The sequence below is a fragment of the Ralstonia sp. AU12-08 genome, from assembly GCF_000442475.1.
Lineage (GTDB): Bacteria > Pseudomonadota > Gammaproteobacteria > Burkholderiales > Burkholderiaceae > Ralstonia > Ralstonia insidiosa.
In genome coordinates this window covers 13,104-39,997 of the sequence record NZ_ASZV01000005.1, presented here as the reverse complement: position 1 = coordinate 39,997, position 26,894 = coordinate 13,104, and the positions used below count along the sequence as shown (strand labels likewise).

The 26,894-nt window shown below is 65.1% G+C and carries 28 protein-coding genes; 14 read left to right on the top strand and 14 right to left on the bottom strand.

All coding sequences use genetic code 11. The features are described from left to right. The first annotated feature begins 12 nt into the window (after window positions 1-12). Both ahpC and ahpF read left to right on the top strand, forming a co-directional pair. Window positions 13-576, top strand: coding sequence for an alkyl hydroperoxide reductase subunit C (gene ahpC / locus C404_RS33155; protein WP_021192992.1), 564 nt, complete (start codon window positions 13-15; stop codon window positions 574-576). 136 nt (window positions 577-712) lie between these two features. Continuing rightward, the gene (gene ahpF, locus C404_RS33150) at window positions 713-2,287 is read left to right on the top strand and encodes an alkyl hydroperoxide reductase subunit F (protein ID WP_021192991.1); all 1,575 of its coding nucleotides are present in this window, start codon (window positions 713-715) and stop codon (window positions 2,285-2,287) included. 63 nt (window positions 2,288-2,350) lie between these two features. On the opposite strand, the gene C404_RS33145 is transcribed toward ahpF, so the two are convergent. Next, a complete protein-coding gene (locus C404_RS33145; protein WP_021192990.1) occupies window positions 2,351-3,238 on the bottom strand; it encodes a LysR family transcriptional regulator in 888 nt (295 codons plus the stop codon). Window positions 3,239-3,337: 99 nt separating this feature from the next. Between C404_RS33145 and C404_RS33140 the strand changes: the two genes are divergently transcribed. The 7 genes from C404_RS33140 (at window position 3,338) to C404_RS33120 (ending at window position 7,504) form a co-directional block, all read left to right on the top strand. After that, window positions 3,338-4,018: an ankyrin repeat domain-containing protein gene (locus C404_RS33140; RefSeq protein ID WP_021192989.1), complete on the top strand. Its 681-nt coding sequence runs from the start codon at window positions 3,338-3,340 to the stop codon at window positions 4,016-4,018. A 32-nt stretch (window positions 4,019-4,050) separates the two neighbouring features. Then, window positions 4,051-4,506: a nucleoside deaminase gene (locus C404_RS33135; protein WP_021192988.1), complete on the top strand. Its 456-nt coding sequence runs from the start codon at window positions 4,051-4,053 to the stop codon at window positions 4,504-4,506. Beyond that, window positions 4,503-5,417: an MFS transporter gene (locus C404_RS33130; RefSeq protein WP_052027464.1), complete on the top strand. Its 915-nt coding sequence runs from the start codon at window positions 4,503-4,505 to the stop codon at window positions 5,415-5,417. Before C404_RS33135 ends, C404_RS33130 begins: the two co-directional genes overlap by 4 nt. Then, entirely contained in the window at window positions 5,345-5,605 is a 261-nt protein-coding gene (locus tag C404_RS59045; RefSeq protein ID WP_080981233.1) for a helix-turn-helix transcriptional regulator, read from the top strand. Before C404_RS33130 ends, C404_RS59045 begins: the two co-directional genes overlap by 73 nt. A 191-nt stretch (window positions 5,606-5,796) precedes the next feature. After that, entirely contained in the window at window positions 5,797-6,291 is a 495-nt protein-coding gene (locus C404_RS0129485) for a hypothetical protein (RefSeq protein WP_052027463.1), read from the top strand. Between the two features lie 410 nt (window positions 6,292-6,701). After that, the gene (gene fur, locus C404_RS33125; RefSeq protein WP_021192987.1) at window positions 6,702-7,160 is read left to right on the top strand and encodes a ferric iron uptake transcriptional regulator; all 459 of its coding nucleotides are present in this window, start codon (window positions 6,702-6,704) and stop codon (window positions 7,158-7,160) included. Between the two features lie 98 nt (window positions 7,161-7,258). Further along, complete coding sequence (locus C404_RS33120) at window positions 7,259-7,504, top strand: hypothetical protein (protein WP_021192986.1); 246 nt, start codon at window positions 7,259-7,261, stop codon at window positions 7,502-7,504. 19 nt (window positions 7,505-7,523) lie between these two features. On the opposite strand, the gene C404_RS33115 is transcribed toward C404_RS33120, so the two are convergent. From C404_RS33115 to C404_RS33095, 5 genes are all read right to left on the bottom strand, one after another. Further along, entirely contained in the window at window positions 7,524-7,829 is a 306-nt protein-coding gene (locus C404_RS33115; protein WP_021192985.1) for a hypothetical protein, read from the bottom strand. A 387-nt stretch (window positions 7,830-8,216) separates the two neighbouring features. Continuing rightward, window positions 8,217-8,537, bottom strand: coding sequence for a DUF6587 family protein (locus C404_RS59040; protein ID WP_064496328.1), 321 nt, complete (start codon window positions 8,535-8,537; stop codon window positions 8,217-8,219). Next, window positions 8,534-10,399 carry a ferrous iron transport protein B gene (gene feoB, locus C404_RS33105; RefSeq protein WP_037010939.1) on the bottom strand — a complete coding sequence of 622 codons (1,866 nt, stop codon included), beginning with the start codon at window positions 10,397-10,399 and terminating at the stop codon, window positions 8,534-8,536. Before feoB ends, C404_RS59040 begins: the two co-directional genes overlap by 4 nt. A gap of 47 nt (window positions 10,400-10,446) precedes the next feature. Continuing rightward, window positions 10,447-10,758 carry a FeoA family protein gene (locus C404_RS33100; protein ID WP_031328763.1) on the bottom strand — a complete coding sequence of 104 codons (312 nt, stop codon included), beginning with the start codon at window positions 10,756-10,758 and terminating at the stop codon, window positions 10,447-10,449. A 359-nt stretch (window positions 10,759-11,117) separates the two neighbouring features. Continuing rightward, the gene (locus C404_RS33095; protein WP_052027462.1) at window positions 11,118-13,580 is read right to left on the bottom strand and encodes a sensor domain-containing diguanylate cyclase; all 2,463 of its coding nucleotides are present in this window, start codon (window positions 13,578-13,580) and stop codon (window positions 11,118-11,120) included. Between the two features lie 276 nt (window positions 13,581-13,856). Between C404_RS33095 and C404_RS33090 the strand changes: the two genes are divergently transcribed. Further along, window positions 13,857-17,408 (top strand): EAL domain-containing protein, encoded by a 3,552-nt coding sequence (locus C404_RS33090; protein ID WP_031328761.1) that lies wholly within the window; start codon window positions 13,857-13,859, stop codon window positions 17,406-17,408. Window positions 17,409-17,448: 40 nt separating this feature from the next. Here the strand turns inward: C404_RS33090 and C404_RS33085 are convergent, their stop codons facing one another. Next, window positions 17,449-19,038: a methyl-accepting chemotaxis protein gene (locus C404_RS33085; RefSeq protein ID WP_021192979.1), complete on the bottom strand. Its 1,590-nt coding sequence runs from the start codon at window positions 19,036-19,038 to the stop codon at window positions 17,449-17,451. A gap of 240 nt (window positions 19,039-19,278) precedes the next feature. On the opposite strand from C404_RS33085, the gene C404_RS33080 reads away from it, so the two are divergent. Next, window positions 19,279-19,509, top strand: a complete 231-nt coding sequence (locus tag C404_RS33080; RefSeq protein WP_021192978.1) for a hypothetical protein — start codon at window positions 19,279-19,281, stop codon at window positions 19,507-19,509. Between the two features lie 30 nt (window positions 19,510-19,539). On the opposite strand, the gene C404_RS33075 is transcribed toward C404_RS33080, so the two are convergent. The 3 genes from C404_RS33075 to C404_RS33065 form a co-directional block, all read right to left on the bottom strand. Beyond that, complete coding sequence (locus C404_RS33075) at window positions 19,540-20,364, bottom strand: siderophore-interacting protein (RefSeq protein ID WP_021192977.1); 825 nt, start codon at window positions 20,362-20,364, stop codon at window positions 19,540-19,542. An 85-nt stretch (window positions 20,365-20,449) separates the two neighbouring features. After that, a complete protein-coding gene (locus C404_RS33070; protein ID WP_021192976.1) occupies window positions 20,450-21,130 on the bottom strand; it encodes a PadR family transcriptional regulator in 681 nt (226 codons plus the stop codon). A gap of 110 nt (window positions 21,131-21,240) precedes the next feature. Beyond that, the gene (locus C404_RS33065; protein ID WP_021192975.1) at window positions 21,241-21,753 is read right to left on the bottom strand and encodes a MarR family winged helix-turn-helix transcriptional regulator; all 513 of its coding nucleotides are present in this window, start codon (window positions 21,751-21,753) and stop codon (window positions 21,241-21,243) included. A gap of 88 nt (window positions 21,754-21,841) precedes the next feature. Here C404_RS33065 and C404_RS33060 point away from each other — a divergent pair, with 88 nt between their 5' ends. From C404_RS33060 to C404_RS33050, 3 genes are read left to right on the top strand one after another with little or no spacing between them, the layout of a single operon-like run. Then, window positions 21,842-22,345, top strand: coding sequence for a carboxymuconolactone decarboxylase family protein (locus C404_RS33060; RefSeq protein WP_021192974.1), 504 nt, complete (start codon window positions 21,842-21,844; stop codon window positions 22,343-22,345). Continuing rightward, on the top strand, window positions 22,342-22,791 hold the full coding sequence (locus tag C404_RS33055) for a GNAT family N-acetyltransferase (protein ID WP_021192973.1): 450 nt from the start codon (window positions 22,342-22,344) through the stop codon (window positions 22,789-22,791). The genes C404_RS33060 and C404_RS33055 overlap by 4 nt, the downstream gene beginning before the upstream one ends. Next, window positions 22,788-23,414 (top strand): FMN-dependent NADH-azoreductase, encoded by a 627-nt coding sequence (locus C404_RS33050; RefSeq protein WP_021192972.1) that lies wholly within the window; start codon window positions 22,788-22,790, stop codon window positions 23,412-23,414. The genes C404_RS33055 and C404_RS33050 overlap by 4 nt, the downstream gene beginning before the upstream one ends. Window positions 23,415-23,468: 54 nt before the next feature. Here C404_RS33050 and C404_RS59035 read toward each other — a convergent pair whose 3' ends face one another. The 4 genes from C404_RS59035 to C404_RS33035 all read right to left on the bottom strand — a co-directional run bounded on the left by C404_RS59035 (window position 23,469) and on the right by C404_RS33035 (window position 26,719). Continuing rightward, on the bottom strand, window positions 23,469-23,819 hold the full coding sequence (locus tag C404_RS59035; protein WP_235180612.1) for a YXWGXW repeat-containing protein: 351 nt from the start codon (window positions 23,817-23,819) through the stop codon (window positions 23,469-23,471). 78 nt (window positions 23,820-23,897) lie between these two features. Continuing rightward, window positions 23,898-24,545: a pyroglutamyl-peptidase I gene (gene pcp, locus C404_RS33045; protein ID WP_021192971.1), complete on the bottom strand. Its 648-nt coding sequence runs from the start codon at window positions 24,543-24,545 to the stop codon at window positions 23,898-23,900. A 78-nt stretch (window positions 24,546-24,623) separates the two neighbouring features. Next, window positions 24,624-25,043 carry a MarR family winged helix-turn-helix transcriptional regulator gene (locus tag C404_RS33040; protein ID WP_021192970.1) on the bottom strand — a complete coding sequence of 140 codons (420 nt, stop codon included), beginning with the start codon at window positions 25,041-25,043 and terminating at the stop codon, window positions 24,624-24,626. Window positions 25,044-25,111: 68 nt separating this feature from the next. Continuing rightward, window positions 25,112-26,719 (bottom strand): hypothetical protein, encoded by a 1,608-nt coding sequence (locus C404_RS33035; RefSeq protein ID WP_021192969.1) that lies wholly within the window; start codon window positions 26,717-26,719, stop codon window positions 25,112-25,114. Window positions 26,720-26,894: the final 175 nt, after the last annotated feature.

The following is a 26,894-nucleotide window of genomic DNA, read 5'->3' as shown; positions in this document are numbered from 1 at the left end:
AACCCAACCACTATGTCGCTGATCAATACTCAAGTTCAACCGTTCAAGGCCGAAGCTTTCCACAACGGCAAGTTCATCACCGTTACGGAAGAGTCGCTCAAGGGCAAGTGGTCCGTGCTGATTTTCATGCCGGCCGCGTTCACGTTCAACTGCCCGACCGAAGTGGAAGACGCTGCTGACAACTACGCAGAATTCCAGAAGGCTGGCGCTGAGGTCTACATCGTCACGACCGACACGCACTTCTCGCACAAGGTGTGGCACGAAACGTCGCCGGCCGTGGGCAAGGCACAGTTCCCGCTGGTGGGCGACCCCACGCACGCACTGACCAACGCTTTCGGCGTGCACATCCCCGAAGAAGGCTTGGCTCTGCGCGGCACGTTCGTGATCGACCCGCAAGGCACGATCAAGACGCTGGAAGTGCACGACAACGCCATCGCCCGTGACGTGAAGGAAACCCTGCGCAAGCTCAAGGCTGCCCAGTTCGTCGCCAACAACCCGGGCAACGTGTGCCCGGCCAAGTGGAACGAAGGCGCCAAGACTATCAAGCCGTCGCTGGACCTGGTCGGCAAGATCTAAGTTGTAAAGGCTGTTGCTGCAGAAATGCAGCGAGAAAAACGGCCGGCACTGCCGGCCGTTTGCTTAAGGGCAGCGACGTGTGTCGCGCCCTCTGATTTGTCCCGTTGTGGACTCAAAACGAATAAAGGAAGTCGTCATGCTGGATGCTGATGTCAAGGCCCAACTGAAGGCCTACCTCGAACGCCTCGTGCAGCCCATTGAGCTGGTCGCCAACGTCGATGACAGCGAGGGCTCCCGCGACATGATGGACCTGCTGCGTGATGTGGCCGAGCAGTCCAGCATGATTGTGCTGACCGAACAACGTGACGCGGCTGAGCGTGCGCCGTCGTTCCTGATCCGCCGCACCGGCTCTGATGTGAGCGTGCGTTTTGCCGCGATCCCGACCGGCCACGAGTTCACCTCGCTGGTGCTGGCGCTGCTGCAAGTGGGTGGCTATGCCCCCAAGCTTGAAGCCGACGTCATCGAACAGATTCGCAATATCGAAGGGGATTTCCGCTTCGAGACCTACATGTCGCTCACGTGCCAGAACTGCCCGGACGTGGTCCAGGCGCTGAACGTGATGTCCGTGATCAACCCGCGCATCCAGCACGTCGCCATTGACGGCGGCATGTACCAGGACGAAATCGAGCAGCGCAAGATCATGGCGGTGCCGACGGTGTTCCTGAACGGTGAAACCTTCGGCACGGGCCGCATGGGCGTGGAAGAGATCCTCGCCAAGATCGACACCGGCGCCGCAGCGCGTGACGCTGAAAAGCTCGCCGCCAAGGAGCCGTATGAAGTGCTGATCGTGGGCGGTGGCCCTGCTGGCGCGGCTGCAGCCGTGTACGCAGCACGCAAGGGTGTGCGCACCGGCGTGGTGGCCGAGCGCTTTGGTGGTCAGGTGCTGGACACGTTGGCCATCGAGAACTTCATCTCCGTGTCTGAAACCGAAGGGCCGAAGTTTGCCGCCGCGCTGGAGCAGCACGTGCGCCAGTACGAGGTCGACATCATGAACGCGCAGCGCGCGGTCAAGCTCACGCCGGCTGATGCGCCGGGCGGCTTTGCCGAGGTGACGCTGGCCAACGGTGCGGTGCTCAAGAGCCGCTCGATCATCCTGTCGACTGGTGCACGCTGGCGCAATGTGAACGTGCCCGGCGAGCAGGAATACAAGAACAAGGGCGTGGCGTACTGCCCGCACTGCGATGGCCCGCTGTTCAAGGGCAAGCGCGTGGCCGTGATTGGCGGTGGTAATTCTGGTGTGGAAGCCGCCATCGACCTGGCGGGTCTGGTCAGCCACGTCACGCTGCTGGAGTTTGCTGAAGAACTGAAGGCAGACGCCGTGCTGGTGCGCAAGCTGAAGAGCCTGCCGAACGCGACCATCGTCACCAACGCGCAGACCAGCGAGATCACCGGCAACGGCGAGAAGGTGAACGGCCTGCGCTACAAGGATCGCGTGGGCGGCGTCGAGCACGAGATCGCGCTGGAAGGCGTGTTCGTGCAGATCGGCCTGGTGCCCAACACCGAGTGGCTGGATGGCGCGGTGGAGCGCAACCGCTTCGGCGAGATCGTTGTCGATGCGCGCGGCCAGACCAGCGCGGAAGGCGTGTTCGCTGCAGGCGATGCGACCACCACGCCGTACAAGCAGATCATCATCGCAACAGGTGATGGTGCCAAGGCTGCGCTGTCGGCGTTCGATCATCTGATCCGCGTGCCGTTGGCTGAAGCTGCCTGAAGCTGAACGGAGGCGTACCAAGCCGGACCTTGCGATGAGCGGGTCCGGCTTTTTCTTTGGTGTTCAGCCCGCGGCGGACTGCAGCGCTTGCGCGCGCTCGCTGCACATCTCCACCAGGCGATCACGCAACACGCGCCCCGCGCTGTCGAGGTCGGGCCGCGCAAAGAGCGCCAGTTCCAGCCCGCCGATCTCCGGAAAACCATCGGCAGCGCTAAGCACGCGATGCCCGGCCTGCATGCAACTGGCCGGCAGCAGGCTCACGCCCAACCCCGCGCTGACCGCCGCGCACAGGCTTGCCAGGCTCGGGCTCGAATACGTGATGCGCCACGCTTGGCCGAGCGATTCCAGCGCGTGCAGCATCTCCTGCCGATACAGCGCGCCCACCGGAAACACCACCAGCGGCAGCGCGGGCTGCGTTGGCCCGAGCGGCAGCGTGTGTGGCCGCTCGGCACTGTCGATCCAGCAAACCGGTTCCGCCCAGCGCGCATGGCAGTCGCTGTCGGTGCCCCATTGTTTGACCAGCAGCATGTCCAGATCGCCGTTGCGGTACAGCCGCAAGAGGTGGTGGGAGAGGCCGCTTTCGACTTCCAGCCGCAGCCGTGGGCGCTCGCGCGCAAAGCTGGCGATGAGCGGCATCAACGCGCCGCTGCCGAGATCTTCCGGCACGCCCAGGCGCAGCACGCCCTCGGTGTGTTCAGGGCTGAGCGCCTCGCTGGCCTCACCAGCCAGGCGTAGCAGCCGGCGCGCATAGCCGAGCAGGCGGTCGCCTTCTTCGGTGGGCAGCACCTGCCGCTGGCTGCGATCGAGCAGGCGGCAGTTCAGTTGCTGCTCCAGCCGCAGGATCTGTTGGCTCACCGTCGATTGCGTGAGGTGCAGGTGCTCCGCCGCCCGTGTGAAGTTGCCGGTGTCGACCACCGTGACGAAGCTGCGCAGCAAGATCAGATCAATCATTTGGTAATCCACTGATGTGCATTCAATCATTTAATTTGAACATACATCAGCGCGCAACCATAATCGGCCGGTTATTCCGATTGCCAGGAGGGAGCCGAGATGGCGTTGCGTGTCTGGAAGCGCTGGATGGTGACGATGTGTGCCGCTGGTGTTACAGCAGGTGCTACAACGGGGTGCGTTGCAGCCGGTGAGCCGGCGTGGCTGCTCAATGCTGCAGCCAAGGGCGAGACAGCAAAGGTGGCCGAGCAACTCAAGCAGGGCGTGCCCGTGGATGTGCGTGATGGCGGCGACAACACGCCGTTGCTGCTCGCCACGCAAGGCAATCACGTCGATACCGCCCGTGCACTGATTGATGCCGGCGCCGATGTCAACGCTCAGAACAAGCGCCTCGACAGCGCCTATCTGCTGGCCGGTGCAGAAGGGCGCTTGGACATCTTGCGCATGACGCTCAGCCATGGCGCCAACCTCAAGAGCACCAACCGCTACGGCGGCACAGCCTTGATCCCGGCCTGCGAGCGTGGCCACGTGGAAGTCGTCAAGACGCTGATCGACGCCGGTGTCGACGTGAACCACGTCAACAACCTCGGCTGGACAGGGCTGCTCGAAGCCATCCTGCTGAGCGACGGCGGGCCGCGTCACCAGCAGATCGTCCGCCTGCTGATCGACCACGGTGCTGACGTCAATCTTGCCGACAGCATGGGCGTGACGCCGCTGCAGCATGCGCGCGAGCGCGGCCAGAAGGCGATTGCCGACATGCTCGTCGCTGCCGGCGCCCGCTAACTCCCCTTTTCCAAGAGATTCAGGAGATCACGATGTCCGATGAACAGTACATGCGCGAGGCGGTTGAGCTGGCCCGTGCCAACATCAACGCCGGCGGCGCGCCGTTTGGTGCCGTGCTGGTGCGCGACGGCAAGATCGTCGCCCGTGCCGTCAACGAGGTGCATGCCACCAACGACCCCACCGCCCATGCCGAGATGCAGGCCATCCGCCAGGCCAGCCACGCGCTGGCCACACCGGACATGCGCGGCGCCGTCATGTACGCCAGCGGCCATCCGTGCCCGATGTGCTTTGCCGCCATGCATCGCTGTGGCATCCGCGCCGCGTACTTTGCGTATTCGAACGAAGACGGCGAGCCGTTCGGTATGTCCACCGCCGCCATCTACGAGGAGCTCAAGCGTGAGCCGCAAGCGCGCGCGCTGCAGATGCGTGCACTGCGGCCGACGGGCGAGCAGGGCTTGTACGAAGCGTGGCAGGCACACCAATCGTGACCGAGGCAACTGCTCAGCACGCTGCATCGGCTGCATCCACTGCAACGCCTGCGCGCGCCGATGCCGGCTGGATCGGCGTGCTGGTCGTGATTGCGCTCGGCCTGAACTTGCGCCCCATCCTCACGACGATCGGCCCGCTGCTGGCGGAGATTCGCGCAGGCACGGGCCTCGGCCTGCAGGGCGTGTCAATGCTGACCGTGATTCAGGTGCTGTGCATGGGCAGCATCGCGTTGTTCATCCCGTGGCTGGCGCGTTGGATGGCCGAGCACCGCGGCGTCGTGTGCAGCCTGTTGGCAATTGCAGGAGCGTGCTTGTGGCGGTTGTGGGCCGAGCACGGCGCCGCACTGATCGCCAGCGCCGCGCTGGCCGGCACGGGTGTTGCGATCATCCAGGGCTTGGCGCCAGGCATCATCAAGCGTTGGTTTCCGCAGCGTGTGCCGTTCACGCTGGGTTTGTATTCCGCGTCGCTCATGGCGGGCGGCGGCATGGCGGCCACGCTCAGCCCGCGCATTGCACACGCAGCCGACTGGCACGTGGGCCTTGGCATCTGGGTGTTGCCAGCGCTGGCCGCGCTGGTGTTGTGGGTGACTGCCCGCCCGCGCGAGGCACTGCCAACCACGCAGCACGGGCCCGTGCTCAACTTTTTCGGCAATCGGCGCGCGTGGCTGCTGGCGTTCTACTTTGGGGCAACCAACGCTGGCTACACCAGCATGATTGCGTGGCTGCGCCAGTACGGATTCCGGCTGCGAGATTTCACGGGAGCATCCAATGGCTTTAATGCTGCCATTGTGACTCAAAACCCACTGACATCAAAGAGCCTGCTCATCACTATGCGGGCATGTCAGCGGCCCGTAACCAACACAACCGACCGAATGCCCGCCAGCTTCTGGCGGACAGCATGCGTCGGTTGAGAGCGGAACACGGGTGGACACAAGAAGAACTCGCGCATCGATCGGGCCTGGATCGCTCTTTTCTGGCCCATGTAGAGCGGTGCGCACGCAATGTGTCGCTAGACGTTATCGAACGCATAGCCGCTGCATTCGAACGTCCCATTGCTGATCTCTTTCTTCGGGAAGACAACAGCGCAGACAGCCATTGAGCCTCTGGCCACTGGCGATACCAGACCTGCCACAAAGCCATGCTGGGCTACGAGGTGGATTGGCTTCGCACCGCCTGCTCGGCTTTACTAGGCCTCACTCTGGCCAGGAAAAACCTTTCAAAGCACCAATCAATGTCCATGGCTACGTCCATGTACTGTGCGCGTCCATACCCCCCAACTAATCCGTACCGATGTTCTATCGCCAACTCGGCTGGAGCGCGCAGGATGCCGGCGGCCTCATCGGCGTGATGACGATCTTCCAGGTGATCGGGGCGTTCGGGGCGCCGTTGCTCGCGCGGCGGCAACCGGATCGCCGCCCGTGGCTGGCGGCCATGTTGCTGGCGCAGTTGATGGGCATGACCGGTCTGCTGCTCGCTCCGCAAAGCGGGACGCTGCTCTGGGTCGCGCTGATCGGCTGCGGCCTGGGCTCCATGTTCTCGCTGTGCCTGACGCTTACGCTGGACCATCTGTCCGATGCACGCGCCGCAGGCTATCTGGCGGCATTCGTGCAGGGCATTGGTTTCATCATCACAGGGATCATTCCTTACGCAGTGGGCTTGCTGCGCGAAGCGACCGGCGGATTCCAGGTGCCATGGCTGATGCTGATCGCTATCGTGATCGTCTCCGTGGCCACGACGCTACGCTTTGCGCCAGCCGGCTACGCGCAGGCTATCGGGCGCCTCTAGCCCGTTTTTCAGCCCATCCTTCCCAAGGGTTTTCGGCGACTTTCAAAAAAGTCCTTGTAATGCGAATCATTCGCATTTATAGTTTGTCCATCGACAGCGCTGCAGCCGATGGACAAGCCACCAAGCGCAACCTGTCGAACCGAATTCCGCTGTGCGTGTGCCGGCCGTTGAATGCCGGCGCCCCAGCAACCGATCTTTTGTGGGGACCGCTCTGACACACAGAGCGTTTGGCAGTAGCAAGCCGCCCGACAGTCGGGAAAGCACTCAGACCCCGCTTTCCCGACTGCGACTTTCCCGGGCCGCCAGCCATGCCGTCTTTTTTCGGAACCCCCGTCTGCACGATTGCGACGCCGCTTCCGGCCCTGCTGCGCTGTCTACGCTGACCTCCTAGCCTTACGCCCCCGAACGCCATGCCAAACTCGACCGACCTGCGCCGTGCTGGGCTCAAAGCCACGTCACCGCGCGTCAAGATTCTGGAAATCCTTGCTGCCGGCACGGACCACGGCCGTCACCTGAGTGCGGAAGACGTCTATCGTCAGCTACTGACGTCGGACCTCGACGTCGGCATCTCGACGGTCTACCGCGTGCTCAACCAACTGGTGGATGCCAGTGTGCTGCTGCGTCATACGTTCGAGGCCGGCCATGCGGTGTATGAGATCAACGAGGGTGCACACCACGATCACCTGATCTGCATGTCGTGCGGCCGGGTGGAAGAGTTTCACGACGATGCCATCGAGGCCCGTCAGGAGCGTGTGGCAAGTGAGCGCGGCTTTGTGCTGCGCGATCACGCGCTGGCGCTGTATGGCGTGTGCCCTGCATGCCAGGCCAAAGCAGGTGCGCCGTTGGCTTCGGAGCGCGCTTCACATTGATGTGATCCCGTAACGCCTGGAAACATCATCGGCGGGATCGTGGCGAAACTCATCCGCTGCCGTGGGTTCCAACACATCGTGTTACCCAGGAGATGCCGATGCAACGCCGTCTGAAGTCCGAAGATGAACTCAAGACCCTGCTGGCCCGCTGTGTTCAGCAGCATCCGGAATGCGCCAATTGCGAACTGCGCACCATGTGCATTCACCGGCCCGATCACACCGGCTGCAACTGGAGCGCCGAATTCGATTTCCCAAGCGATGACGACGCGGCCGCCATTCGCGGCCTCTCGGTCGCCAAGCGTCTGCTGACGCGGGCGCGCACCCAGTACAACGTCGCGTCGTAACGCTCAGGTGTGGGCGTCGTCAGCCCTTCGCCTGTCGGGCGATGCGCTCGAGCAGTGCGCGGGCGCTTTCGCCGTGGCCCTGCTGCGCCAGCAGGCGCGCATTCAGCACGAGATTTTCCAGCACCAGTTTAGCAATGCTCGCCGTAAGCGAGACGATCACCTCGTCCTGGCTGAAGTGGGCATCTTCCATTTGCGTGAGTTGGCGCGAGACCAGCTTGCAGACCAGGTCGCGCAGCATCTGCTCGTCAAAGGGCAGGTTGGCGAAATCCACCGGGTCTTCCTTCTCGACTTCCGCAATCAACTGGACCAGCAGTTCTTCGGTCATGACGCGTCCCCCGTTCAGGTATAGGGCCTGTCATCCAATAAAACGTGCGCGCGCAAGGGGAATTTGGGTCGTAGGGCTAGGCGCGGACGGCGCTGCTTAGCCAGCTAAGCAAGCCGGCCGCAACAACGCCATGCGGCCCAAATCCCCCTTGCCCTTTGGGTTGACCCTGCATTTTCCAAAATTCGGGGGCCATCTACTTTGTCGGGCGCCTTGCAAAGGGAATGACCCTTTGCGGCGACGCCCTTCGCGTATCTGGCCCCGGCTCGGGTCAACGCGCGCACGTTTTATTGGATGACAGGCCCTAAACCAGTCTACGCCTGCATCCCGCAAAAATAAAACGGGCCCGCATGATGCGAGCCCGTTGGTGTTGTGACGTTGCGTCGGCGGTTATTTGCGGCGCATGAAGTGGATGGGTTGCTCAACCGCAGCAGCGGATGACGATTCGCTCGATGCACAGCCGCTGCAACCACTGCCGCATGCGCTGCCCGAGAGCGGATCGGAGTGGCATGACGGCGATGCTCCCGGCGTAAGCAAGCGTTGCCCGAAAGCACGCATCCAGTCCGGTCGCGAGGGCCGATCACACCAGCCGGCCACGCGCGCCACTGTGCGGGCACGCATGGTCGGTGCATAGCGACCGGTAATCGACAGCGCGCTCATCGCCACGACTGTGGCGACGACGCCGGTTTCGACAACGTGGTACAGGCTCATGTCAGCACCCGTGCGATCTGGTAGGTGGCGAAGGCGGCCAGGTAGGCCAGCGCGAAGAGGTAAGCGGCCGTACCAGCCATCACCTTCCACGAGTTGGTCTCGCGGCGGATGGTGGCCAGCGTCGAGATGCATTGCGGCGCGTACACGTACCACGCCAGGAAGGCCAGTGCCGTGGCCAGCGACCATTGCTGGGCGATGATCGGCGCCAGCTGCGCAGCCGCATCCTCATGCGTGGCCGACAGCGAGTACACCGTTGCCAGCGCACCCACGGCCACTTCGCGCGCGGCCATGCCAGGAATCAGCGCAACACACATCTGCCACGTGAAGCCGATCGGCGCGAACACAACTTCCAGCGCGCGGCCGATCATGCCGGCAAAGCTGTAATCGATGGCCGGCAGGGTGGCGTTGGCGGGCGGCGACGGGAACGTCGACAAGAACCACAGCACCACCATCATCTTCAGGATGACCGTGCCGATGCGGCGCAGGAAGATACGCGCGCGCTCGACCAGGCCAACGATGAGGTTACGCACGCTGGGCAGTCGATACGATGGCAGCTCGAGAATGAGCGGGTGCTCGTTGCGATCGCGCTTGAGGTACTTGAGCACGTAGGCCACGACCAGCGCCGACACGATGCCGGCCATGTACAGCCCGAACAGCACCAGCCCCTGCAGGTTGAACACGCCCCACACCTGCCGCACCGGAATGAACGCGCCAATCAGCAGCGCATACACCGGCAGCCGTGCCGAACACGTCATCAGCGGTGCCACAAGAATCGTCACCAGCCGGTCGCGCGGGTCCTGAATCGTGCGCGTGGCCATCACGCCGGGAATCGCGCAGGCAAAGCTGGAGAGCAGTGGGATGAACGAGCGCCCCGACAATCCGGCGCCCGCCATCAGCCGGTCAAGCAGGAAGGCCGCGCGCGGCAGGTAACCGGATTCTTCCAGCGAGAGGATGAAGAGGAAGAGGATCAGGATCTGCGGCAGGAACACCAGCACGCTGCCCGTGCCCGCGATGATGCCGTTGACCAGCAGACTCTTGAGCATGCCGTCGGGCATGACCGTGCCGACCCACACGCCCACGGCTTCCACGGCGCCCTGGATACCGTCCATGAGTGGCTGCGCCCAGGAGAACACGGCCTGGAACATGAAGAACATCAGCACGGCCAGCAGCAGCAGGCCCAGCACCGGATGCAGCACGATGCGGTCGAGCCGGTCATCCAGCTCGGCGGTGCTGCGCGGCATGGTGACGGCAGCGTCGAGCAGGCGTTTGACCTCTGTATGCGGGTCGGCGTCGGCAGGCAGGCCCACCGGCACGGCCGGCAGTTGCTCGTGATCGATATGGGCGACAAGGTCGGCCGCGCCATTGCGCTTGATGGCCACGGTCTGCACCACGGGCATGCCCAGTGCGGCTTCCAGCTTGGCGCGGTCGATGCGGATGCCGCGCCGTTCGGCAGCATCCACCATGTTCAATGCCAGCACCATCGGCAGGCCCAGTCGCTGCAGTTCGAGCACGAAGCGCAGGTGCAGGCGCAGGTTGGTGGCGTCCACCACGCAGATGAGCATGTCGGGGCGCGGTTCGCCACGGAACGTGCCCAGGCAGATATCGCGCGTGATGGCTTCGTCGGGGCTGGTGGCGACCAGGCTGTAGGCGCCGGGCAAGTCCAGGATCTGCACGTGCCGGCCTGACGGTGCGGTGAAGCGGCCTTCCTTGCGCTCGACCGTCACACCCGCATAGTTGGCCACCTTCTGGCGGCTGCCGGTCAGCAGGTTGAACAACGCGGTTTTGCCGCAATTGGGGTTGCCGACCAGGGCAACGCGCAATGCTGGCGAGGAAGAGGAGGCGGGAGAGGCGTGCATCTGCATGAAGACCGGATAAGCGGGGCCGGAAAGTGTCGGCAGCGGGCGACGGGCTACGCCGCCTCGCGTACCTGCGCGGGCGGGGCCGCCTCGGTGGCGGCAATCGCCTCAGCGGCGGGTTGCTTGGCCGCTTCAGCGCGCAGGCGAACGCGGGCAGCCTCCTGACGGCGCAGCGCAAAGCGCGTGAAACCAACCTGCACGACCAGCGGATCACCGCCGAACGGGCCTACGGCCACCACGCGCACCACTTCGCCCGTGACGAACCCGAGTTCGCGCAGGCGTTGGCTGATGGGATCGGCGGGCTCACGGTCTTCAACGTGATCCACCACCGCCGTCGCCCGGCGGGAAAGCTCGGAAAGCCGCATCGTGCCTAGTCGCTCACTTGCTGAGTGCGTTGATTACTACGTAAATGCGAATCGTTTTCATTATATCGCAACATCAAGCGTGAGGGGCTGCGGCACCGGGTCGCCGCGATGGTTATTTTGGACGAGGGATTCACGCGGGGGAGGGGCGTTGCGCCGAAGGCACAAAAAGGCAGGGTGCGCGTAAAACCGCTACTGGTGCTGGGTTTTTGCCAAATTACCCTATCCTGGGTATTGGCCGGGCGGGGGTCATTGCCTATCCTTCAAGTGCGCTGAACTTCCCCGTTCAAAGCGTATTCTTGAAGCCACCGGATACCGCTATCCGGTGGTTTTTTCTTTGGTGCCTGCCGAGTGTAGGGTATTCAGTCGCTGGCGATCGCGCCGCGGCCTTCGTTCTTGGCGCGGTAGCAAGCGGCGTCCGCACGTGCCAGGAAGGCGCTGACGTCGGCATCGTCTGCATGCAATTCAACCACCCCCTGTGAGAGCGCAATCTCTGCCCGTGCACCGGCGGCCAGCAGTGGCTGACGGGCCAGCGTCGCGCGGATGCGGTCGGCAAACGTAACGGCAGCCTGCATGTCGCAGTTGGGCAGGATGACCGCGAACTCGTCGCCGCCCAGGCGGGCCACGTAGTCTTGCGTGCGGGTGTTCTGCACGACCAGCTCGGCCACGCCGCGCAGCACGTCGTCGCCGGCGGCATGGCCATAGCGGTCGTTGATGGTCTTGAAGCCATCCAGGTCGATCATGATGAGGGCCAGCGGCGCACGCGTGACTGGGTTGCCGCCACGATGCGCTTCGACCTGCGCGCGCAAGGTCGCATCAAAGCCGCGGCGGTTCAGCAGCCCGGTCAGCACGTCGTGCGTGGCATCCCAGGCGATACGTTGCACGGTTTCTCGCGTGGCCGACACATCGCGCAGCACCAGGACACCGCTGCCCGATGTGCCTGGCAGCGGGCCCCATGACAACTCCACATCGTGCCGGCGCCCGTCGGCGCGTTCCAGCCGCAGGTTGCCCGAGAGCGTGCCGCCCGAGCGCAGCAGCTGCGTGGGGATGACACGCCTGCCGCTGTCGTGCTCCATCAGGTGCAGCAGGCGGTTGATCGATTGGCCGACCGCGCGCGCGGGGTGTGTGCCAACGAGCGTTTCAATGGCGCGGCTGGCGTGGGTGACGATGCCATCGCCGTCGATCGTGAGCAGCGGCTCCTGAATGGCATCGAGCACCAGCAGCGCGGCGCGGACCTCCTGTTCGAGCGCCTCCTTCGCGCGTTGCTCGCGCGTGCTGTCGACCACGGCGACGATCCACCCGGCCAGCGGCGCACCGGCGCCACCGATGGGCCGCGCCGTCAGCAGCACCGCGCCAATAGCGGCACCTTGCCCGGTGGCAATCACCACCGGCTGATCCGCCAGTGCCAGCGGTGCACGCGGCAGATGGGCAAGCGCGGTGGCCACGGCCCGCGCGGCAGGTGGAACCGGGTCGCCCTCCTTGGCCTGCAATGCCAGGCTGATGGCCTGCGCACTCGCGCCCAGCAGCCGTTCGAAACGCACGTTGGCAAACGGCACCGCCAGCGCGCGATCCAGAAACGCCAGCCCGACCGGGGCCTGCTCGGCTAGCGCACGGAAGAAGGCGACGTCCTGCTCGCTGATCTCCAGCGCCTGTTCCCAATACTTGGCAAGGTGGCCGACACGCACAGCCAGCGCACCTACCTCGGTGGTCGGGTCAAACGTGGAGACCTGCGGGTCTGCCAGCTCGCCCAGGCGCGTGAGCGGGCCGGGCGGGTGGGCATCGTGCAAGGGTGGGCGGCCGGAAGTGGGCGCGACCGGGTGGATCGGCAGGCCGCCTTCCACCTCGTGGCGCAGGCGCTCCAGCGGGCTGACCGCGCGCTCGATCCAGAACCAGGCAAACAGCAGGCAGACGGCGCCGAAGGCAATGCCGGCCGCGATGAGCGTGCGCGCCGTACGTGCCGCGCCCGCGTAGGCTTCCTGCACCGGCCACCAGACGCCCACGCTCCAGGGCACGGCGTTCAGCCGGCGATAGCCGACGATGACGGGAGCCTGCCCCGGCGGGGTGAATTCAGCGCCCTGGCTCCAGCCCTGCGCGAGCGCGCGCGCCGAAGTGGGCAGGGCGGCCAGATCCGGTGCTTGCTGCAACAGGCGCGAGCGATCCGGTGCGACGATGTATTTGCCCCCTTCCGACACCACCACCAGACGTCCGGTGCGCCCCATCCGGACGGCTTCCAGATCGGCGAGCATTGGATTGCGCGATAGCTCGATCGATCCGATCACCAGCCCCGCAAAGCTGCCGTCATTGCTGTGCAGCGGTGCCGCAAACGAGGCCACCGGGCGCTTGCCCGCCGGCGCCAGGAACGGCTCCGGTATGTAGAGCCGACGCGTGTCGCGCACGGTCTGGAAGATGGGGTGGTCGGCCATGTTGTCGCCGCGCCGTTCAGGCAGCGCCGGTGCGTCGGCCAGGAGGGTGCCGTCGGCACCGACCACCAGTACGTTGTCGAAAGCGCCGCGCAAGTCGGCATGCGTGTCGAGCCAGGTTTGGCCGTCGGCAGGCTTGTGCAGGTTGCTGGCGCCCTCGGTGGCGGCGGAGAGGCGGTCGATGATGCTGGCCAGCCGCGCGTCGATCGGGCGGGCCGCCTGCGATATTGCCTGGTCCAGGCGGCTGTCGATCTCCTGCCGGGTGTCGTCGTATACCGTGGAGACGGCCACCGCAATCAACCCCGCAAACGGTACCAGCGCGGCAAACACCACGCCCGGCAGTAGGCGGAACAACAGGCGGCGTGGGGCGGTGCCTACGGGGCGAAATTCGGGCGTATTTGGCATGTGGCCGGATTTTAGAGCGAGTCGGCCCCGTGGAAACCCCGAAACGTCAACAAAGCTACCTAGATTGCAACAGTTGCGTACACAGTTTCCACAAGTTGCGTGCGATAGGAATTGCAAGCAAAATGCTTGCGCACTGCGTCAGCCGTCAGCCGGCACGATGCCGCAACTGCATCGTGTGCCTTGGCGTACGGCCTCTGAGCCGCATGTCGTGCCGTCACTGAGGTGCAGCCGCAGAGTGCATCCGCTCTCCACACCAAGGCTCTACCGGTCATTCAAGTGCCGAAGCACGCTTTTTTTCCCACCACGCTGCGCGGCCGTTTGCTTGCACTGGCTGCGGTGGCCGCCTTGCCGGCCATTGTTGTGGCGATTGCCGGCGTGGCGCTCTACCGTGACCGGCTCAACGATCATCTTGCCCAGCGCCTGACCCACGAGACCGAGTCCGCCGCCGCGCGCGTCGGGATGGTGCTGTCCAATGCCAACGAGCTGCTCTCCGTGCTGGTGGCCGACGATTCGGCACTGCGCATGGACCAGCAGGAATGCAGCCGCTTCGTCAACCGCGTCTTCCACAACCAGAACGAGCTTTCCAACCTCGGCGTGATTGACGCGCACGGCAAGCTGGTGTGCACGCCCGATCCGGCCAGTCTCGGTATCGACGTGTCGGATCGTGAATATGTGCACGAGGTCCTGGCGACCGGTCAGCCGGCACTGTCGACCTTCGTCATTGGGAGGGCGTCCAACCAGGCCGTGATCGTTTCTGCGCGGCCGGTGGTGGCCGTCGACGGCGCCATCCGGGGCGTGGCCTATGCGGCCGTGCGGCAGAGTGCCCTGATTGCGGCAGCCTCCGGTGGTATGCCGGGTGCGCCGGTCTACCTGATCGACGCGTCCGGCAACGTGCTGTCGATCAACGCCACGATGACGCCCGGGCAGGCACCCACGATTGCAAAGGGAACGCTCGTGGCGATGGCTGGCCAGCAGCCGGGCGACCCCATATTGGTGGACGACACCGATGGCGTGAGGCGTGCCTATGCCGCCATGGTGGTGCCGCATGCTGCCGCCGGGCGCCTGCGCATCGTGCGAGGGGTGGACGCGACCGACATCATTCGCCAGCAGCGCGACATCGCGCTGGCCGGCGGCGGTGCCATCCTGTTGATGATCGTGCTGTTGCTGGCGCTGATTCAGATAGCGATGCGGCGGCTGGTGCTGCCGCGCGTCGATGCGCTGGTGGATGCGGCGCGCCACTACGCTGCGGGTGATTTCTCCGCGCGCGTGGTCGAGCAGGGCACCACGCGTGATGAGCTGTCGTTGCTCGAACGCACGTTCAACGAGATGCGCGCGGCTATCCAGCGGCACGACGCCACTGTCCATCGCCTGACCGAGCGTTTCCAACGTGTGGCACGTGCCACCAACGACTGGATTTTCGACTGGGATATCGCCACCGGAGAATCCTGGGCCAATGCCAGCCTGCACCGGCTGCTGGGCAGCGACGCGCTGCTGGGCCCCGGCGAGGACTACGGCATGGGTGGCGGCACCTCGCGCACGCTGACTTTCCACCAGTTCGTGCATCCCGACGATGTCGATGCGTTCGGCCAGCAGCTGCGTGCGGTGCTGCATTCAGACCGGGGTAGCTGGCACAGCGTGTGCCGTGTCATCGACGCCAACCGCGCCACGCGCACGGTAGAGATCCGCGCCAGCATCTATCGCGGCAATGATGGCCGGGCCGTGCGCATGGTCGGTGGCGTGAGCGATATCTCGCAGCGCTCGGCCATGGAGCAGGAACTCCGCGCGAGCGAAGCCAACCTGCGCGTGGCCGAACAGATTGCGCAACTCGGCAGCTGGCGCTGGGACGTGTTGCGAGACTCCACCACGTGGTCTTCTGGCATGTACGTGCTGACCGGTGTGCCGGCGGGGGCGCCGCCCACGTTTGCGCAGCAATCGCAGTTCTTCACGGCCGACAGCTTCAACCGCCTGCGCGAAGCCGCCAGCCATGCCGTGACCGAAGGCGAACCCTATTCGCTGGAACTGGAGATGATCCGACGCGACGGCGAGCATCGGTGGGTGCTCTCGCGCGGCAACATTGAACGCAACGAGCGTGACGAGGTCGTGGCGCTCTTCGGCACCATGCAGGACATCACCGAGCGCCGTGAATCCGACGAACAGTTGCGCCTGCTGCGCCGTGTGGTGGAGTCCGTGCCATCGGGCATTGCCGTGGCCGATGCGCAGCAGCCCGACATGCCGCTGGTCTACGTGAACCCCGGCTTCGAGCGCATGACCGGCTACCGCGCCGATGAGGTGCTGGGCCGCAACTGCCGCTTCCTGCATTCCTCCGAGCCGGGGCAGCCGGCGCTGAACGAAGTGCGTACCGCCCTGCGGGACGCCAGTGAGATTCGCGTACTGCTGCGCAATTTCCGCAAGGATGGCCACCCGTTCCTGAACAACTTCTTGCTTTCGCCCGTACGCGATGCCAAGGGCGCGGTCACGCACTACGTCGGCATCCAGGACGATGTGACCGAGCAGGAGATGACGCGCGCGCGCCTGGCGCAGCACGCCACGGTCGACCCGCTCACCGGTCTGCCCAATCGCACGCTGCTGGCCGACCGTGTGCAGCAGTCGGTGGAGATGGCCGCGCGCCAGCGCAGCCGCTTCTATGTGGCGCTGGTCAATATCGACCGCTTCAAGGTCATCAACGACAGCCTGGGGCATCTGCTGGGCGACGAGGTGCTGCGCCGTGTGGCCGAGCGCCTGCGTGACGCGGCCGACACGGTGGATACCGTGGCGCGCTTTGGCGGCGACGTGTTTGCGCTGGTGATCTCCCATGCGGGCTCGCACGGCGTCGATTTCGGCTTCGACCTCTTTGCCGAGGCCATCCGCGTGGAAGGACATGAAGTGTTCGTGACGGCGAGCATTGGCGTGGCGGAGTACCCCACACACGGCTCGGATGCCGACACCCTCATCCGTCATGCCGAGATGGCGATGTACTACGCCAAGCAGAACGGCCGCAACCGGCTGGAGTTCTTCGCGCCCGAGATGGATATCGGCGTGTCGTACCGGTTGAACCTGGAACACCAGATCCGGGCCGCGCTGGAGCAGGGCCAGTTCCGCCTGCTGTATCAACCGCAGATCGACACCCAGACCGGCCGCGTGTGCGGGCTGGAAGCACTGATCCGCTGGATTCACCCGACGCGCGGGCTGTTGCCGCCGGCAGCGTTCATTCCGGTGGCCGAAGAGAGTGGGCTGATTGTCGATATCGGCAACTGGGTGCTGGCCGAGGCTGCGCAGCAGCGCGCGGATTGGCATGCGCGCGGCTTGGCCGACGACCTGACGATTGCCGTGAACGTGTCGCCGCTGCAGTTCAAGCGCGGCACCGTGCTGCCGACGCTGCTCAAACTGCAGCGCCAATACGGCCTCGGCTCGGGCTTCCTGGAGCTGGAAGTGACCGAGTCGATGCTGATGGAAGGTACCGAGCGCACCATCGAAGACCTGACCGCCATCCGTCAGCTTGGCGTGCGTATCGCCATTGATGATTTCGGTACGGGGTATTCGAGCCTGGCGTATCTGAAGCGCCTGCCGATCGACCTCATCAAGATCGACCGCGCCTTCGTCAAGGACATTGACCGCGACTCCAATGACGCGGCCATCTGCACCACGGTGGTGGTGCTGGCCCACAACCTGGGCGTGAAGGTCTGCGCGGAAGGGGTGGAAGACGCCGCGCAGGCCGTATTCCTCACATCGCACCAGTGCGACGTGCTGCAGGGTTACTACTTCAGCGAGCCACTGCTGCCCGATGCCGTGGCCGCGCTGCTGGAACGCGACGGGCGCTTTACCATCTAGGGCCTGGGACAGGTGCACGCAAGGTGCGCCTGCCCTGCTGTCACGCGCGGAACACCGCCACCGCGTGCTTCAGATCTTCCGACTGCCGCGCCAGCACCGAGGCGGCTGCTGCGGCTTCTTCCACCAGCGTGGCGTTCTGCTGCGTCACCCCATCGAGCTGTGAGACCGAGGCGTTGATCTGCGCAATGCCGCTGCTTTGCTCGCGCGAGCTGGCCGAGATTTCCGACATGAGCTGCGTGACGGTCTGCACGGACTGCACGATCTGCGTCATGGTGGCGCCGGCCTGGTGCACCAGCGCCACGCCATCGCGCACGGATTGATCCGACGCGCGAATGATCTCCTTGCTCTGGGCAGCAGCCTGCGCGCTGCGTTGTGCGAGGCTGCGCACCTCACCGGCCACGACGGCAAAGCCGCGGCCTTCCTCGCCGGCACGGGCGGCTTCCACCGCGGCGTTGAGCGCGAGGATGTTGGTCTGGAAGGCGATGCTTTCGATGGTGGCGATGATCTCGGTCACGCGCTGGCTGTCGGCGCGGATGGCGTCCATGGTCTGCACGACGCGCTGCACGACTTGCCCGCCGTCGGCTGCGATGTGGGATGCCTGTTCGGCCAGTGTGCTGGCTTCGCGCGCGTGATCGGCATTCTGCGCAACCATGGACGTGAGCTCTTCCATGCTTGACGCAGTTTCTTCCAGCGCGGCGGCCTGCTGCTCGGTGCGGGCCGACAGGTCATGGTTGCCGGCGGAAATCTGCAGCGTGCTGTGCGCGACGTTGGTGGCGCCATCCTGGATGTCGCGCACGATGGACGACAGGCTCGCGCGCATGGTGCCCATGGCGCGCATCACTTCGCCCAGCTCATCGTTGGAGCGGACTTCCACGGCCGTGGTCAGGTCACCCGCGGCCAGGCGCGTGGCCAGCGTGGCCGCTTCTTCCAGCGGGCGGATCAGCGTGCGCGCCAGCAGCACGCCAGACATCGTCGCCAACCCCGCGCAGCCCACACCAGTGAGCCACAGCCAGTCTCGGCTGAGTACCAGCCACGTTTTGTCGTGCAGGTCCGCTGCTTCCAATGCGATGTGCGCCCACACCGTGCCGATCAGGATGGCCACGGCAATCAGGCTTTGCAGCCCGATGACCTTGACGCGCAGGCTGTCGTGCTGGAACAGATTGACGGCGCGCCGCCAGCCCGTGCGCAGGATGCGTCCCGCGCGCACGGTGTACGACGTGTCGCCTTCGTTGATGGCGGCGTAGGCGCGTTGCGCGCGTGCAATCTGCGAGGGCGTGGCCATCGAGCGCACGGACGTATAGCCGACGACGTTGCTGCCCTGGAACACGGGCGTGACGTTGGCGAGCACCCAGTAGAAGCCGCCGTCCTTGCGGCGGTTCTTGACGAAGCCGCGCCACGGCTTGCCGGCTTGCAGCGTGGCCCACAAGTCCGCAAAGGCGGCCTCGGGCATGTCGGGGTGGCGTACGAGGTTGTGCGGCGCGCCCATCAGCTCTTCGTGCGAGTAGCCGCTCACGCGCACGAATGCCGGGTTGGCGAAGACGATGCGGCCTTTGAGATCGGTGCGGGAGATGAGGTAATCGGTGGGGGCGAGTGCGGTTTCGGCTTGGGTGACCGGGAGGTTCGTGCGCATGATGTGCCGCGCCTTATGGGCGCGCAGGTAAGCGGAAATCAGCAGGAATGGGCGGGAGTCCTCCTTTGCAACGGCACGCCTGGCGCGGTGCTAAAGGCCGAAGAAGGCTGAAATGTGACGCGACTTGATCCAGATCAAATCGGCGAGTGGTTCCTCCAGCCGCCCAGAACGGGCATGCGTGGGCATAGCAATTGCTAAATCAAAGGCAACGGGCGCATTTGCCGGAGAGGGAGGAACACGGTGGTCAAGATCTGTGGAGACGTGGAGATCGTCCCTCGCGTGATCCCGGTGGGCGAGCGTGGCTGGGAGGCCCGTATCGACGTGGTTTTCCGTAGCGCGGAGGGGCAGTCGCTGAGGGGCTCGCAGCCCGTGCTGCCGAGTTGCACGTTCGGCTCACCGCGTGAAGCGATGGATGCCGCGCTGCTGTATGGGCAGCGCGTACTGAGTGACTGGGTGCGCGGCGCGGCGTGAACGCACCGGCCCCCGAAACGTCAGGTGGGTTTAGCGGCGCTCTTGCGCCTTGCGTTGCTCGCGCGTGAGTCCGGCTGTCCAGTAGCCTTTGGCATCGATGGCGTCACGCGGTACCGCCCAGGTGTCTTCGAGCAGCGTGCGCACCTGTTTGAGCAGTGAAGCTTCGCCCGCCAGAAAGACTTGCGGTGTGCCTGTCGGCGGCGTCTGCGCGCTCAGCGCACCCACCACCATGGCGCCTGCGTGTGCCGTGTCCGCTTCGATCCAGTGGATGTCGTGGCTGCGCGGGTGGCCTGCAAATGCACCTTCGAGTGGCAGTCGCGCACGGGCATCGCTGATGGCGATAAAGGCATGCACGGGCGTGCGCTCCGGCAGGCTCTCCAGAATGGCAAAGATGGCCGGCAGCGCGGTTTCATCCCCCACCAGCAACGTCCACGGTGCAGCGGGATCCGCCTGGAAGCCGCGTTTGGGGCCGGCGAATTCCACTTCGTCGCCCGGGGCGGCGTGCTCCAGCCAACGCGCGGCGGGGCCGTGTTGCGCGGCGGGTGTCTCGTCGTGCACGACAAAGTCAACCTCCAGCTCGGCACGCTCGGCGTGGTAGCGGCGGATGGTGTAGGCGCGGCCTAGTGTGCGATCGGCGGCGCCGTTTGCCTTGAGTGGGAACATCAGTTTGATTGCGGCGCCCGGCGACATGTCGGCCAGATCGGCAAGGTCGGTCGGCGAGACTCCGGTAAAAACCACACGGCGCATACGCGGCGACAGCGTGTGGATGGCGTGCACGCGCACACGGCGCGTGGCGGGTTTGAGAGGGCTAAGCAGCTGCGACATGAGACCTTGTGTGCGGTAGAAGGCGAACATAGTTGGGCTGCGGAAAGGCAGGGAGACATGGCTGCGCAGGTGTCATCCAGGTGGCAGTAGGCCACCCGGATCAAGGCTGCACGGTTCAACGTTCCCCGGTGATTTCCTTGAGGGCGCGCAGCAGGATGTCTGCCACGCGTTGTTGCTCTTCGCGCGAAGCGAAGCGTTTTTCCATGATGGCGAACTTCAGGCGCCAGCGTGCGGTGCGCAGCGGGTCGTTGCCGGTGTCGGCCCATTCAGCCGAGCCGTCGGTTTCGCGGTCGAAGGCCATGGCTTCGTTCATGCGTTTGACGCGTTCACCCATGGCGCGCAGTTGCGCGAGGATGGCGTCTGCGCTGTGCTGGCGTTCGGCCAGCCAAGCCTCGCCTTCGGGCGTGATGCCGTAGCGCTTTTTGTTGCCCTCGGCCGTGACGGAGGCGAAGCCGTGATCTTCCAGATACGACAGCGCCGGATAGACCATGCCGGGGCTCGGTGTGTAGAAACCCAGCGAGTGTTCTTCTACGGCCTTGATGAGCTCATAGCCGTGACGCGGGCTGCCTTTGAGCAGCGCAAGCAGCACGAGCTGCAGGTCGGCCGAGCTGAGTCGCCGGCCGCGCCAGGGGCTGCCGCCGTCGTCATCGCCCTCGCCGTAGCCGCCCGGGCCGCCAAAACCACCCACACCGCCCATCCCACGGCCAAAACCACCGCGGCCGTGGCCGTGCCGGCCCATCATCATGAAATGCTTTTCCATCCACATTTTGTGGTGGCGTCCAAACCATCCGTGCATCGTCACGCTCCTGCTGAACATCATTCGATATATCTTAAGATACATCGAATGATAGTGACGACCGTCCTGAAGTCAAGGACGAGGGCGAAAAAAGTTTGAGGAGCAGGGCGTTAGGTTGCCGCTTTGTCGCTGCCCACCATGGCCGCGTGCACCAGCCAGCGCCGCACGACCTGTTCTTCTTCGGGCGTGAAACCTTCGAGCAGTTCCTGTTCAATGCCGCCGGATCGCTTCCGGCAGGCGGCCAGCAGGGCTGCGCCTTCTGGCGTCACGTCGATGTGCTGGATGCGGCCGTGCACGGCATGCGGCCGGCGCGTGATGGCGCCGCTGCGCTCCAGGTTGGCGACGATCACGCTCACGGTTTGCGGAGTCAGCATGGCCAAGCGGGCGAGGTCGGCGTTCGAGACGCCGGGGTAGGCGCGGATCATGGTCAGCACCAGGAACTGCGGCAACGTGACACCCACGTCGGTCATGGCGCGTTCCATGCGCAGGCGGTGTGCCGCGCTGGCCTGGCGCAGCAGGTAGCCAAGATAGCCCTCTTCACCGCGTTTGCCCTGACCGGGCTCGGGAATGAAGGGTGTGTCCAACGTGTTGCCCGCGTTGGTGGTAGGGGCGCGCTTGCTCATAATGTAAGAGTTCGAATATGATGTTCGTGCACTGATATTACCACTTCGACAACTTCGTCACAGACAGTGCACAAAACAGGAGCCATACATGCACGATCTCTCGCCCCGCATGGACTACACAGAATTCGTCGCCACCGCCGTTGGTGTGCCGGCTGCATTGCAAGCATTGAGCAAGGCGGTGGACGCCTCCGGGCTGGAAAAGCCGCTGACCGAGCTCATCAAGGTGCGCGCTTCGCAAATCAACGGCTGCGCGTTCTGTGTGCAGTTCCACCTGAACCTGTCGCGCAAGCTTGGGGTGGCATCTTCCAAGCTGGACTTGGTGGCCGTGTGGCGCGACACGCCGGCGGTGTTCACCCCGCGCGAGCGCGCTGCGCTGGCCTGGACGGAAGCGTTGACGGCTTTGGCGCGCCCGGTCGATCACGGCGTGGAGGACCACGCGTACGATGCCGTGCGCGAGCATTTCTCCAAGACCGAAGTGGCATTCCTGACGGCCGCCATCGCCAATATCCAGGCGTGGAACCGCATTGCCGTGTCGTTGCGCTTTGCGCCGCCGGTGCCCGCAACTACCCCGGTTGCATCGCAGGAGGCATGACCATGGACACCATCCGCCCCGTTGAAGACGAAGCCGCGCTGCGTGCGTGCTTTCCCGTCATGCATCAGCTGCGGCCGCATCTGGCCGACGCCGATGAGCTGGTCGCGCGCTGGCGCCGGCAAGTCGAGGACGGCTATCGCCTCATCGCCGTCTGGCGTGACGGCACGCCTGTTGCCCTGGCGGGTTATCGCTTGCAGGAGAACCTCGTCTACGGCCCCTTCCTGTACGTCGACGATCTGGTGACCGACGCCAACCTGCGCAGCAGCGGTTTGGGCAACGTGTTGATGGATCATCTGAAGGACACGGCACAGCGCCTGGGATGCGCGCGGCTGGTGCTCGACACGCCCTTGTCCAACGTGCTTGGTCACCGCTTCTACTACCGCAATGGCCTGCTGGCTGGTGCACTGCGTTTTGGGTTCAACACGCCAGCAAGAGGCGCCGCATGACGACGTTGCTGCATGTGGCCGTGAGCCCGCGAGAGAGCCGATCGCACAGCCGGCGTGCTGCGCAGCTGGTGCTCGGTCAACTGGCGGAGGCCAACGCTGGCTTGCGCATCATCGAGCGCGATCTTGCGGCAACGCCGCTGCCGCATCCCGATGCCGCCTTCGTCGAGGCCAGCCTGATGCCCGACGCCGATCGCACCCATGCACACCATGCAGAACTGGCGCTGTCCGAGACGTTGATCGGTGAACTGGAGGCGGCGGATGCCGTGTTGATCTCCACGCCTGTGCACAACTACACCGTACCGTCGACACTGAAGGCGTGGATCGACCTGGTGGTGCGGCCCGAGCGCACGTTTCGCCGGACGCCGACAGGCAAGGTGGGCGTGCTGGCGGATCGCTCGGTGCAGGTGGTGTCGGCATCGGGCGGCAATTTTGACGGTGCCCACGCGCAGACGGATTTCCTGATGCCGTATTTGCGCTATGTGTTTGCTACCGTGGGCATCCAGCAGGTGGAGGGCATCCGCTTGCAGAACACGGCGCGCGGTGCGGATTCGGTGGTGCAGGCGTTTGAGGCTTTCCGCCAGGAGTTGGCGACACGCAGGTTGCTGATGCCGCTGGTGGCGTAAGTCGCCCGCGGCCAAAAAAATAGGCCAGCGCTTGGCTGGCCTGTCTTGACTACATCAGCACCTGCGGCCGGGAGGGCAGCCGTGGATGCGGTTCTTGGGGTGACCGTGGTTGCGGTCCCAGCCACCTTGACGCATTTCCCAGCCATGGCGACCGTGCACCCAATGTGGGGCCCGCCAATGTTGGCCGGGGCGCCCGCGCATCTGATGGCCAGGGCGCCAGACGTAACGGTTGCCGTGCAATTGCCAGTAGCCAGGTGCCCACACGTAGCCCGGTGGCAGTCTCGGAATCCGCTCGTGGCGTGGCGGCGGTGGTGGACCGATCCGTACGTGTACCGACACCTGCGCCTGTGCAGGTAACGTGTTAGAACCAAGCGCGCTTGCAACCGCCAGGCAGATGCCGAGCATCCATGCATTCTTCTTCATGTGAGGATCCTCGCGAAATGAAGTGTCGCCTGGATCGTAGCATCGGGCAGCACGTCCGCCCTAGTGCACCGCACCACCGCTCACCTTGAGATCGGTACGCGTGGCGAGCGCAACGCTAATCGCCGTGCGTATCCCCTTGACCTGCGTATCGAGCGACAGGCTTGGCCGGCCTGCATGCCGCGCCGCCAGTTCGGGCGTGGTCGGCACGTGGATGAAGCCACCGCGCACCTGCGGCGCGCGCGTGGCGATGTGGTGCATCAGGCCGTAGAACAGGTGGTTGCAGTTGTACGTGCCGGCACTTTGCGACACCGCCGCGGGCACGCCCGCCTCGCGCAGCGTCTGCACGATCGCCTTGATCGGCAGCGTGGAGAAGTACGCCGTCGGCCCGTCTGACACCACCGGCGTATCGACCGGCTGGTTGCCTGCGTTATCGGGAATGCGCGCGTCGATAACGTTGATTGCCACGCGTTCCACCGATATCTCTGCGCGCCCGCTCGCCAGCCCGAGCGCGAACACCAGCGTGGGCGACGTCTCTTCAATTGCCGCCACCAACTGTTCATTGGCCACGCCGAACACGCAGGGCAACTGCCGCGCCACAATGGTCGCGCCGTCGACTTGCGTGCCATCGAGCGCCTGCGCGATATCCCAGGAGGGGTTGGTCGGGTCGGATTCAAATGGCTCGATGCCGGTGACGAGGACTGTGGTCATGCATGGCTCCTTGCAAAATGCGTAGGTATGCAACTAAATGGTGATAAAAAAGGCGGCAGATGCCGCTTTGGCTTTTTGCTACGTGTTTAGCGCGCTGCGCACGTCACGGAGGGCCTGGACCGTGTCGTCAAATACGTTCGTGCCTACGTGTTCGCGCAAGCGCCGCGCCACCTTGGCGCTGGCCGCCTGCAACGCAGCTTCCATCGCACGTGCGGCATCGGTGGGGAACAGGTTCCACTCGCGGCCGTCTTCCGCTGAGGGCTGGCGTTCCACCAATCCTTTGGCGACCAGACCATCAACGAGCCGCGTGGCGGTCGGCCGCGCAATGCCCAGTACCTCGGCCAGCTCGCGGTTGAGCACGCCGGGCCGCTTGAGCACCAAACGCAGCACGAACCCCTGCGGCGGCGTCAGGCTGAACGGCGCGTATGCGGCGGTCCATTCGCGCTCGACGGTGCGGGCGAGGGCAGTCGTGTTGAAGTACAGGCAGTGATCGAACATGCGCGGCAGTCTAGCGACAGATCGTTAGGGATGCAACGAATATTTCCGCCGATCCATGGTCGACAGGTTCAGGGTGCAGCCTCGGTTGCCTGCGCAAGTTGCTTGAGTGCTTGCACGAAGTAGGCGCGGTCATGCGGCGCGAGGTCTTGTGTGGTTTCCGACAGCCGCTCCATGGCAGTACGGGTGGTGGCGTGATCGCCGTCGGCCTTGGCAAACCACGCCAACTCGAGCAGCAGGCCGCTGACTTGCACGTGGCCGTATCGATGGCGGCCGCTGTCGTGCTCACGCAGGCGCAGTGCCGCCACATCGGCCCAGCGTTGCGGCCAGTAGCGCGCATCGAAGGCTTCGGCAAACGGGCCAGCCTGAGCCCGGAGGTCTGCTAGCGTGAGCGAAGCGTGCGGCGCATCGGCACGCGCAATGCGCATCAGGGCGATGGCGTTCCAGGCCGACTGCAGCGGCCCGCCGTTACGCAGCGCTTGCCACTCGCTCATGGCCAGCCAGCGCACGGCATCGGTGGTGCCGTCGGCGGTTGCCGAGTTGCCCAGCGCATCCCGCAGCAGCCAGCACGTCATGCCGAGGTTGGCGGCAACCTGCTGCACGGCATCGGAGGCCTGGCTTTCCAGCGCGGCGGCCAGCGCGGTTTCGAACTGGGCGACGATGCGCTGCGCCGTTTGTCCGCGCACTTCCGGGGCAACGTCAGCCGTGTCGGCGTAGAGCAGCCGTGCGCGTTCGATCAGGGCGCTGAGGTTGTTCCACTCAAACCGGATCTGCGGGTGATAGCGCAGCAGGCTGCGGCCGGGTTCGGCGTCGGCCATGCGTGCGAGCAGGCCGGCGGCGAGGTCGAGATCGCGCCGGTCATACGCGCACCAGGCGGTGACGACACGCTCCATGGCGGCGAGGTAGTCATTGCCCAGCACGTGCCGCTGACGGCGATGTGCCCGCAGTTGCGAGAGCAGGGCACTGGCACGCGTAGAGTCCCCCAGCCGGCGGGCCGCCATCGCCTCGCCCAGGGTGACGAGGGCGCGCTGGAAATCGTTGTCGGCAGCATCCCCCGCGTGGCGCAGGGCGAGCAAGGCACCACCGCGCTCGGCATCAGACGCGCCACCGGTGTGGGTGCCGGCCCCCAGCGCGTGCAGCAGGCGTCCTTCGCGCATGGCATGGCGTGCCGTTAGGAAGGCATGCCAGAACGCGGGGTTGGGTGTACCGGGTGCGGGGCCGGACAGCGCGCTGGCGGTGGCCTCTGCAGCGTTGTCCGTCGGGCATTCTGTGGTGGCGATGCCGAGGAAGGCGCGTACGTCCGTATCGTCGGCAATGCGCCCTTCGACCAGGCAGACGACACGCGCGGCGTCTTCGGGTGTGAGCCAGAACGGGCCCTGGCTGCGTTTGTCAGCGTTGAGAAAGCGCGGCTCGCGGTCGCGCTGTTCGCCCCAGCCGGCTTGCACGCCCCAGTTTTGCCAATCGCGAAACGCGCGGCTGATCATCATGCGCTGTGTGCTGGCATCCGATACGGCCCCACGCAGATCGGCCAATCGTACAAAGGGCTGCTCGGGCGACAGGCGATGTGCATAGGCCAGCCGCACCAACAGCCACAGGCTCTGGAACGGCGCGCGTCGGCCATCGACGGTTTGCGGCGTGGTCAGTTCCAGGTGAAGGGCGGGCAAGGCGGGTGGCTGCATACGGAAACTGCGGCGGAGGCTGTAAGGCAAAAAGCGTTGCCGCCATTGTGCGCCAAGCCGTTTGTTACAGGCGTTACGCGTGTGACGTGCGGCATGCCTTGCGCGCTGGAAAGGGCACAGCGCGCTCCCTACGATGCGCAGCGCCGGTGCTTGCCGGCAGCTAACGACAACCTTC

Excerpts from the sequence above, each read along its gene's own strand:
- fur (WP_021192987.1), top strand. The coding sequence starts at position 6,702 with ATGCCAAACTCGACCGACCTGCGCCGTGCTGGGCTCAAAGCCACGTCA.
- C404_RS33065 (WP_021192975.1), bottom strand. The coding sequence starts at position 21,753 with ATGAGCAAGCGCGCCCCTACCACCAACGCGGGCAACACGTTGGACACA.
- C404_RS33040 (WP_021192970.1), bottom strand. The coding sequence starts at position 25,043 with ATGTTCGATCACTGCCTGTACTTCAACACGACTGCCCTCGCCCGCACC.
- C404_RS33135 (WP_021192988.1), top strand. The coding sequence starts at position 4,051 with ATGTCCGATGAACAGTACATGCGCGAGGCGGTTGAGCTGGCCCGTGCC.
- C404_RS33120 (WP_021192986.1), top strand. The coding sequence starts at position 7,259 with ATGCAACGCCGTCTGAAGTCCGAAGATGAACTCAAGACCCTGCTGGCC.
- C404_RS33060 (WP_021192974.1), top strand. The coding sequence starts at position 21,842 with ATGCACGATCTCTCGCCCCGCATGGACTACACAGAATTCGTCGCCACC.
- ahpC (WP_021192992.1), top strand. The coding sequence starts at position 13 with ATGTCGCTGATCAATACTCAAGTTCAACCGTTCAAGGCCGAAGCTTTC.
- C404_RS59040 (WP_064496328.1), bottom strand. The coding sequence starts at position 8,537 with ATGAGCCTGTACCACGTTGTCGAAACCGGCGTCGTCGCCACAGTCGTG.
- feoB (WP_037010939.1), bottom strand. The coding sequence starts at position 10,399 with ATGCAGATGCACGCCTCTCCCGCCTCCTCTTCCTCGCCAGCATTGCGC.
- C404_RS33095 (WP_052027462.1), bottom strand. The coding sequence starts at position 13,580 with ATGCCAAATACGCCCGAATTTCGCCCCGTAGGCACCGCCCCACGCCGC.
- pcp (WP_021192971.1), bottom strand. The coding sequence starts at position 24,545 with ATGACCACAGTCCTCGTCACCGGCATCGAGCCATTTGAATCCGACCCG.
- C404_RS33115 (WP_021192985.1), bottom strand. The coding sequence starts at position 7,829 with ATGACCGAAGAACTGCTGGTCCAGTTGATTGCGGAAGTCGAGAAGGAA.
- C404_RS33035 (WP_021192969.1), bottom strand. The coding sequence starts at position 26,719 with ATGCAGCCACCCGCCTTGCCCGCCCTTCACCTGGAACTGACCACGCCG.
- C404_RS33055 (WP_021192973.1), top strand. The coding sequence starts at position 22,342 with ATGACCATGGACACCATCCGCCCCGTTGAAGACGAAGCCGCGCTGCGT.
- C404_RS59035 (WP_235180612.1), bottom strand. The coding sequence starts at position 23,819 with ATGCTCGGCATCTGCCTGGCGGTTGCAAGCGCGCTTGGTTCTAACACG.
- C404_RS59045 (WP_080981233.1), top strand. The coding sequence starts at position 5,345 with ATGTCAGCGGCCCGTAACCAACACAACCGACCGAATGCCCGCCAGCTT.
- C404_RS33140 (WP_021192989.1), top strand. The coding sequence starts at position 3,338 with ATGGCGTTGCGTGTCTGGAAGCGCTGGATGGTGACGATGTGTGCCGCT.
- C404_RS33145 (WP_021192990.1), bottom strand. The coding sequence starts at position 3,238 with ATGATTGATCTGATCTTGCTGCGCAGCTTCGTCACGGTGGTCGACACC.
- C404_RS33075 (WP_021192977.1), bottom strand. The coding sequence starts at position 20,364 with ATGTTCGCCTTCTACCGCACACAAGGTCTCATGTCGCAGCTGCTTAGC.
- C404_RS33100 (WP_031328763.1), bottom strand. The coding sequence starts at position 10,758 with ATGCGGCTTTCCGAGCTTTCCCGCCGGGCGACGGCGGTGGTGGATCAC.
- C404_RS33070 (WP_021192976.1), bottom strand. The coding sequence starts at position 21,130 with ATGCACGGATGGTTTGGACGCCACCACAAAATGTGGATGGAAAAGCAT.
- C404_RS0129485 (WP_052027463.1), top strand. The coding sequence starts at position 5,797 with ATGTTCTATCGCCAACTCGGCTGGAGCGCGCAGGATGCCGGCGGCCTC.
- ahpF (WP_021192991.1), top strand. The coding sequence starts at position 713 with ATGCTGGATGCTGATGTCAAGGCCCAACTGAAGGCCTACCTCGAACGC.
- C404_RS33085 (WP_021192979.1), bottom strand. The coding sequence starts at position 19,038 with ATGCGCACGAACCTCCCGGTCACCCAAGCCGAAACCGCACTCGCCCCC.
- C404_RS33050 (WP_021192972.1), top strand. The coding sequence starts at position 22,788 with ATGACGACGTTGCTGCATGTGGCCGTGAGCCCGCGAGAGAGCCGATCG.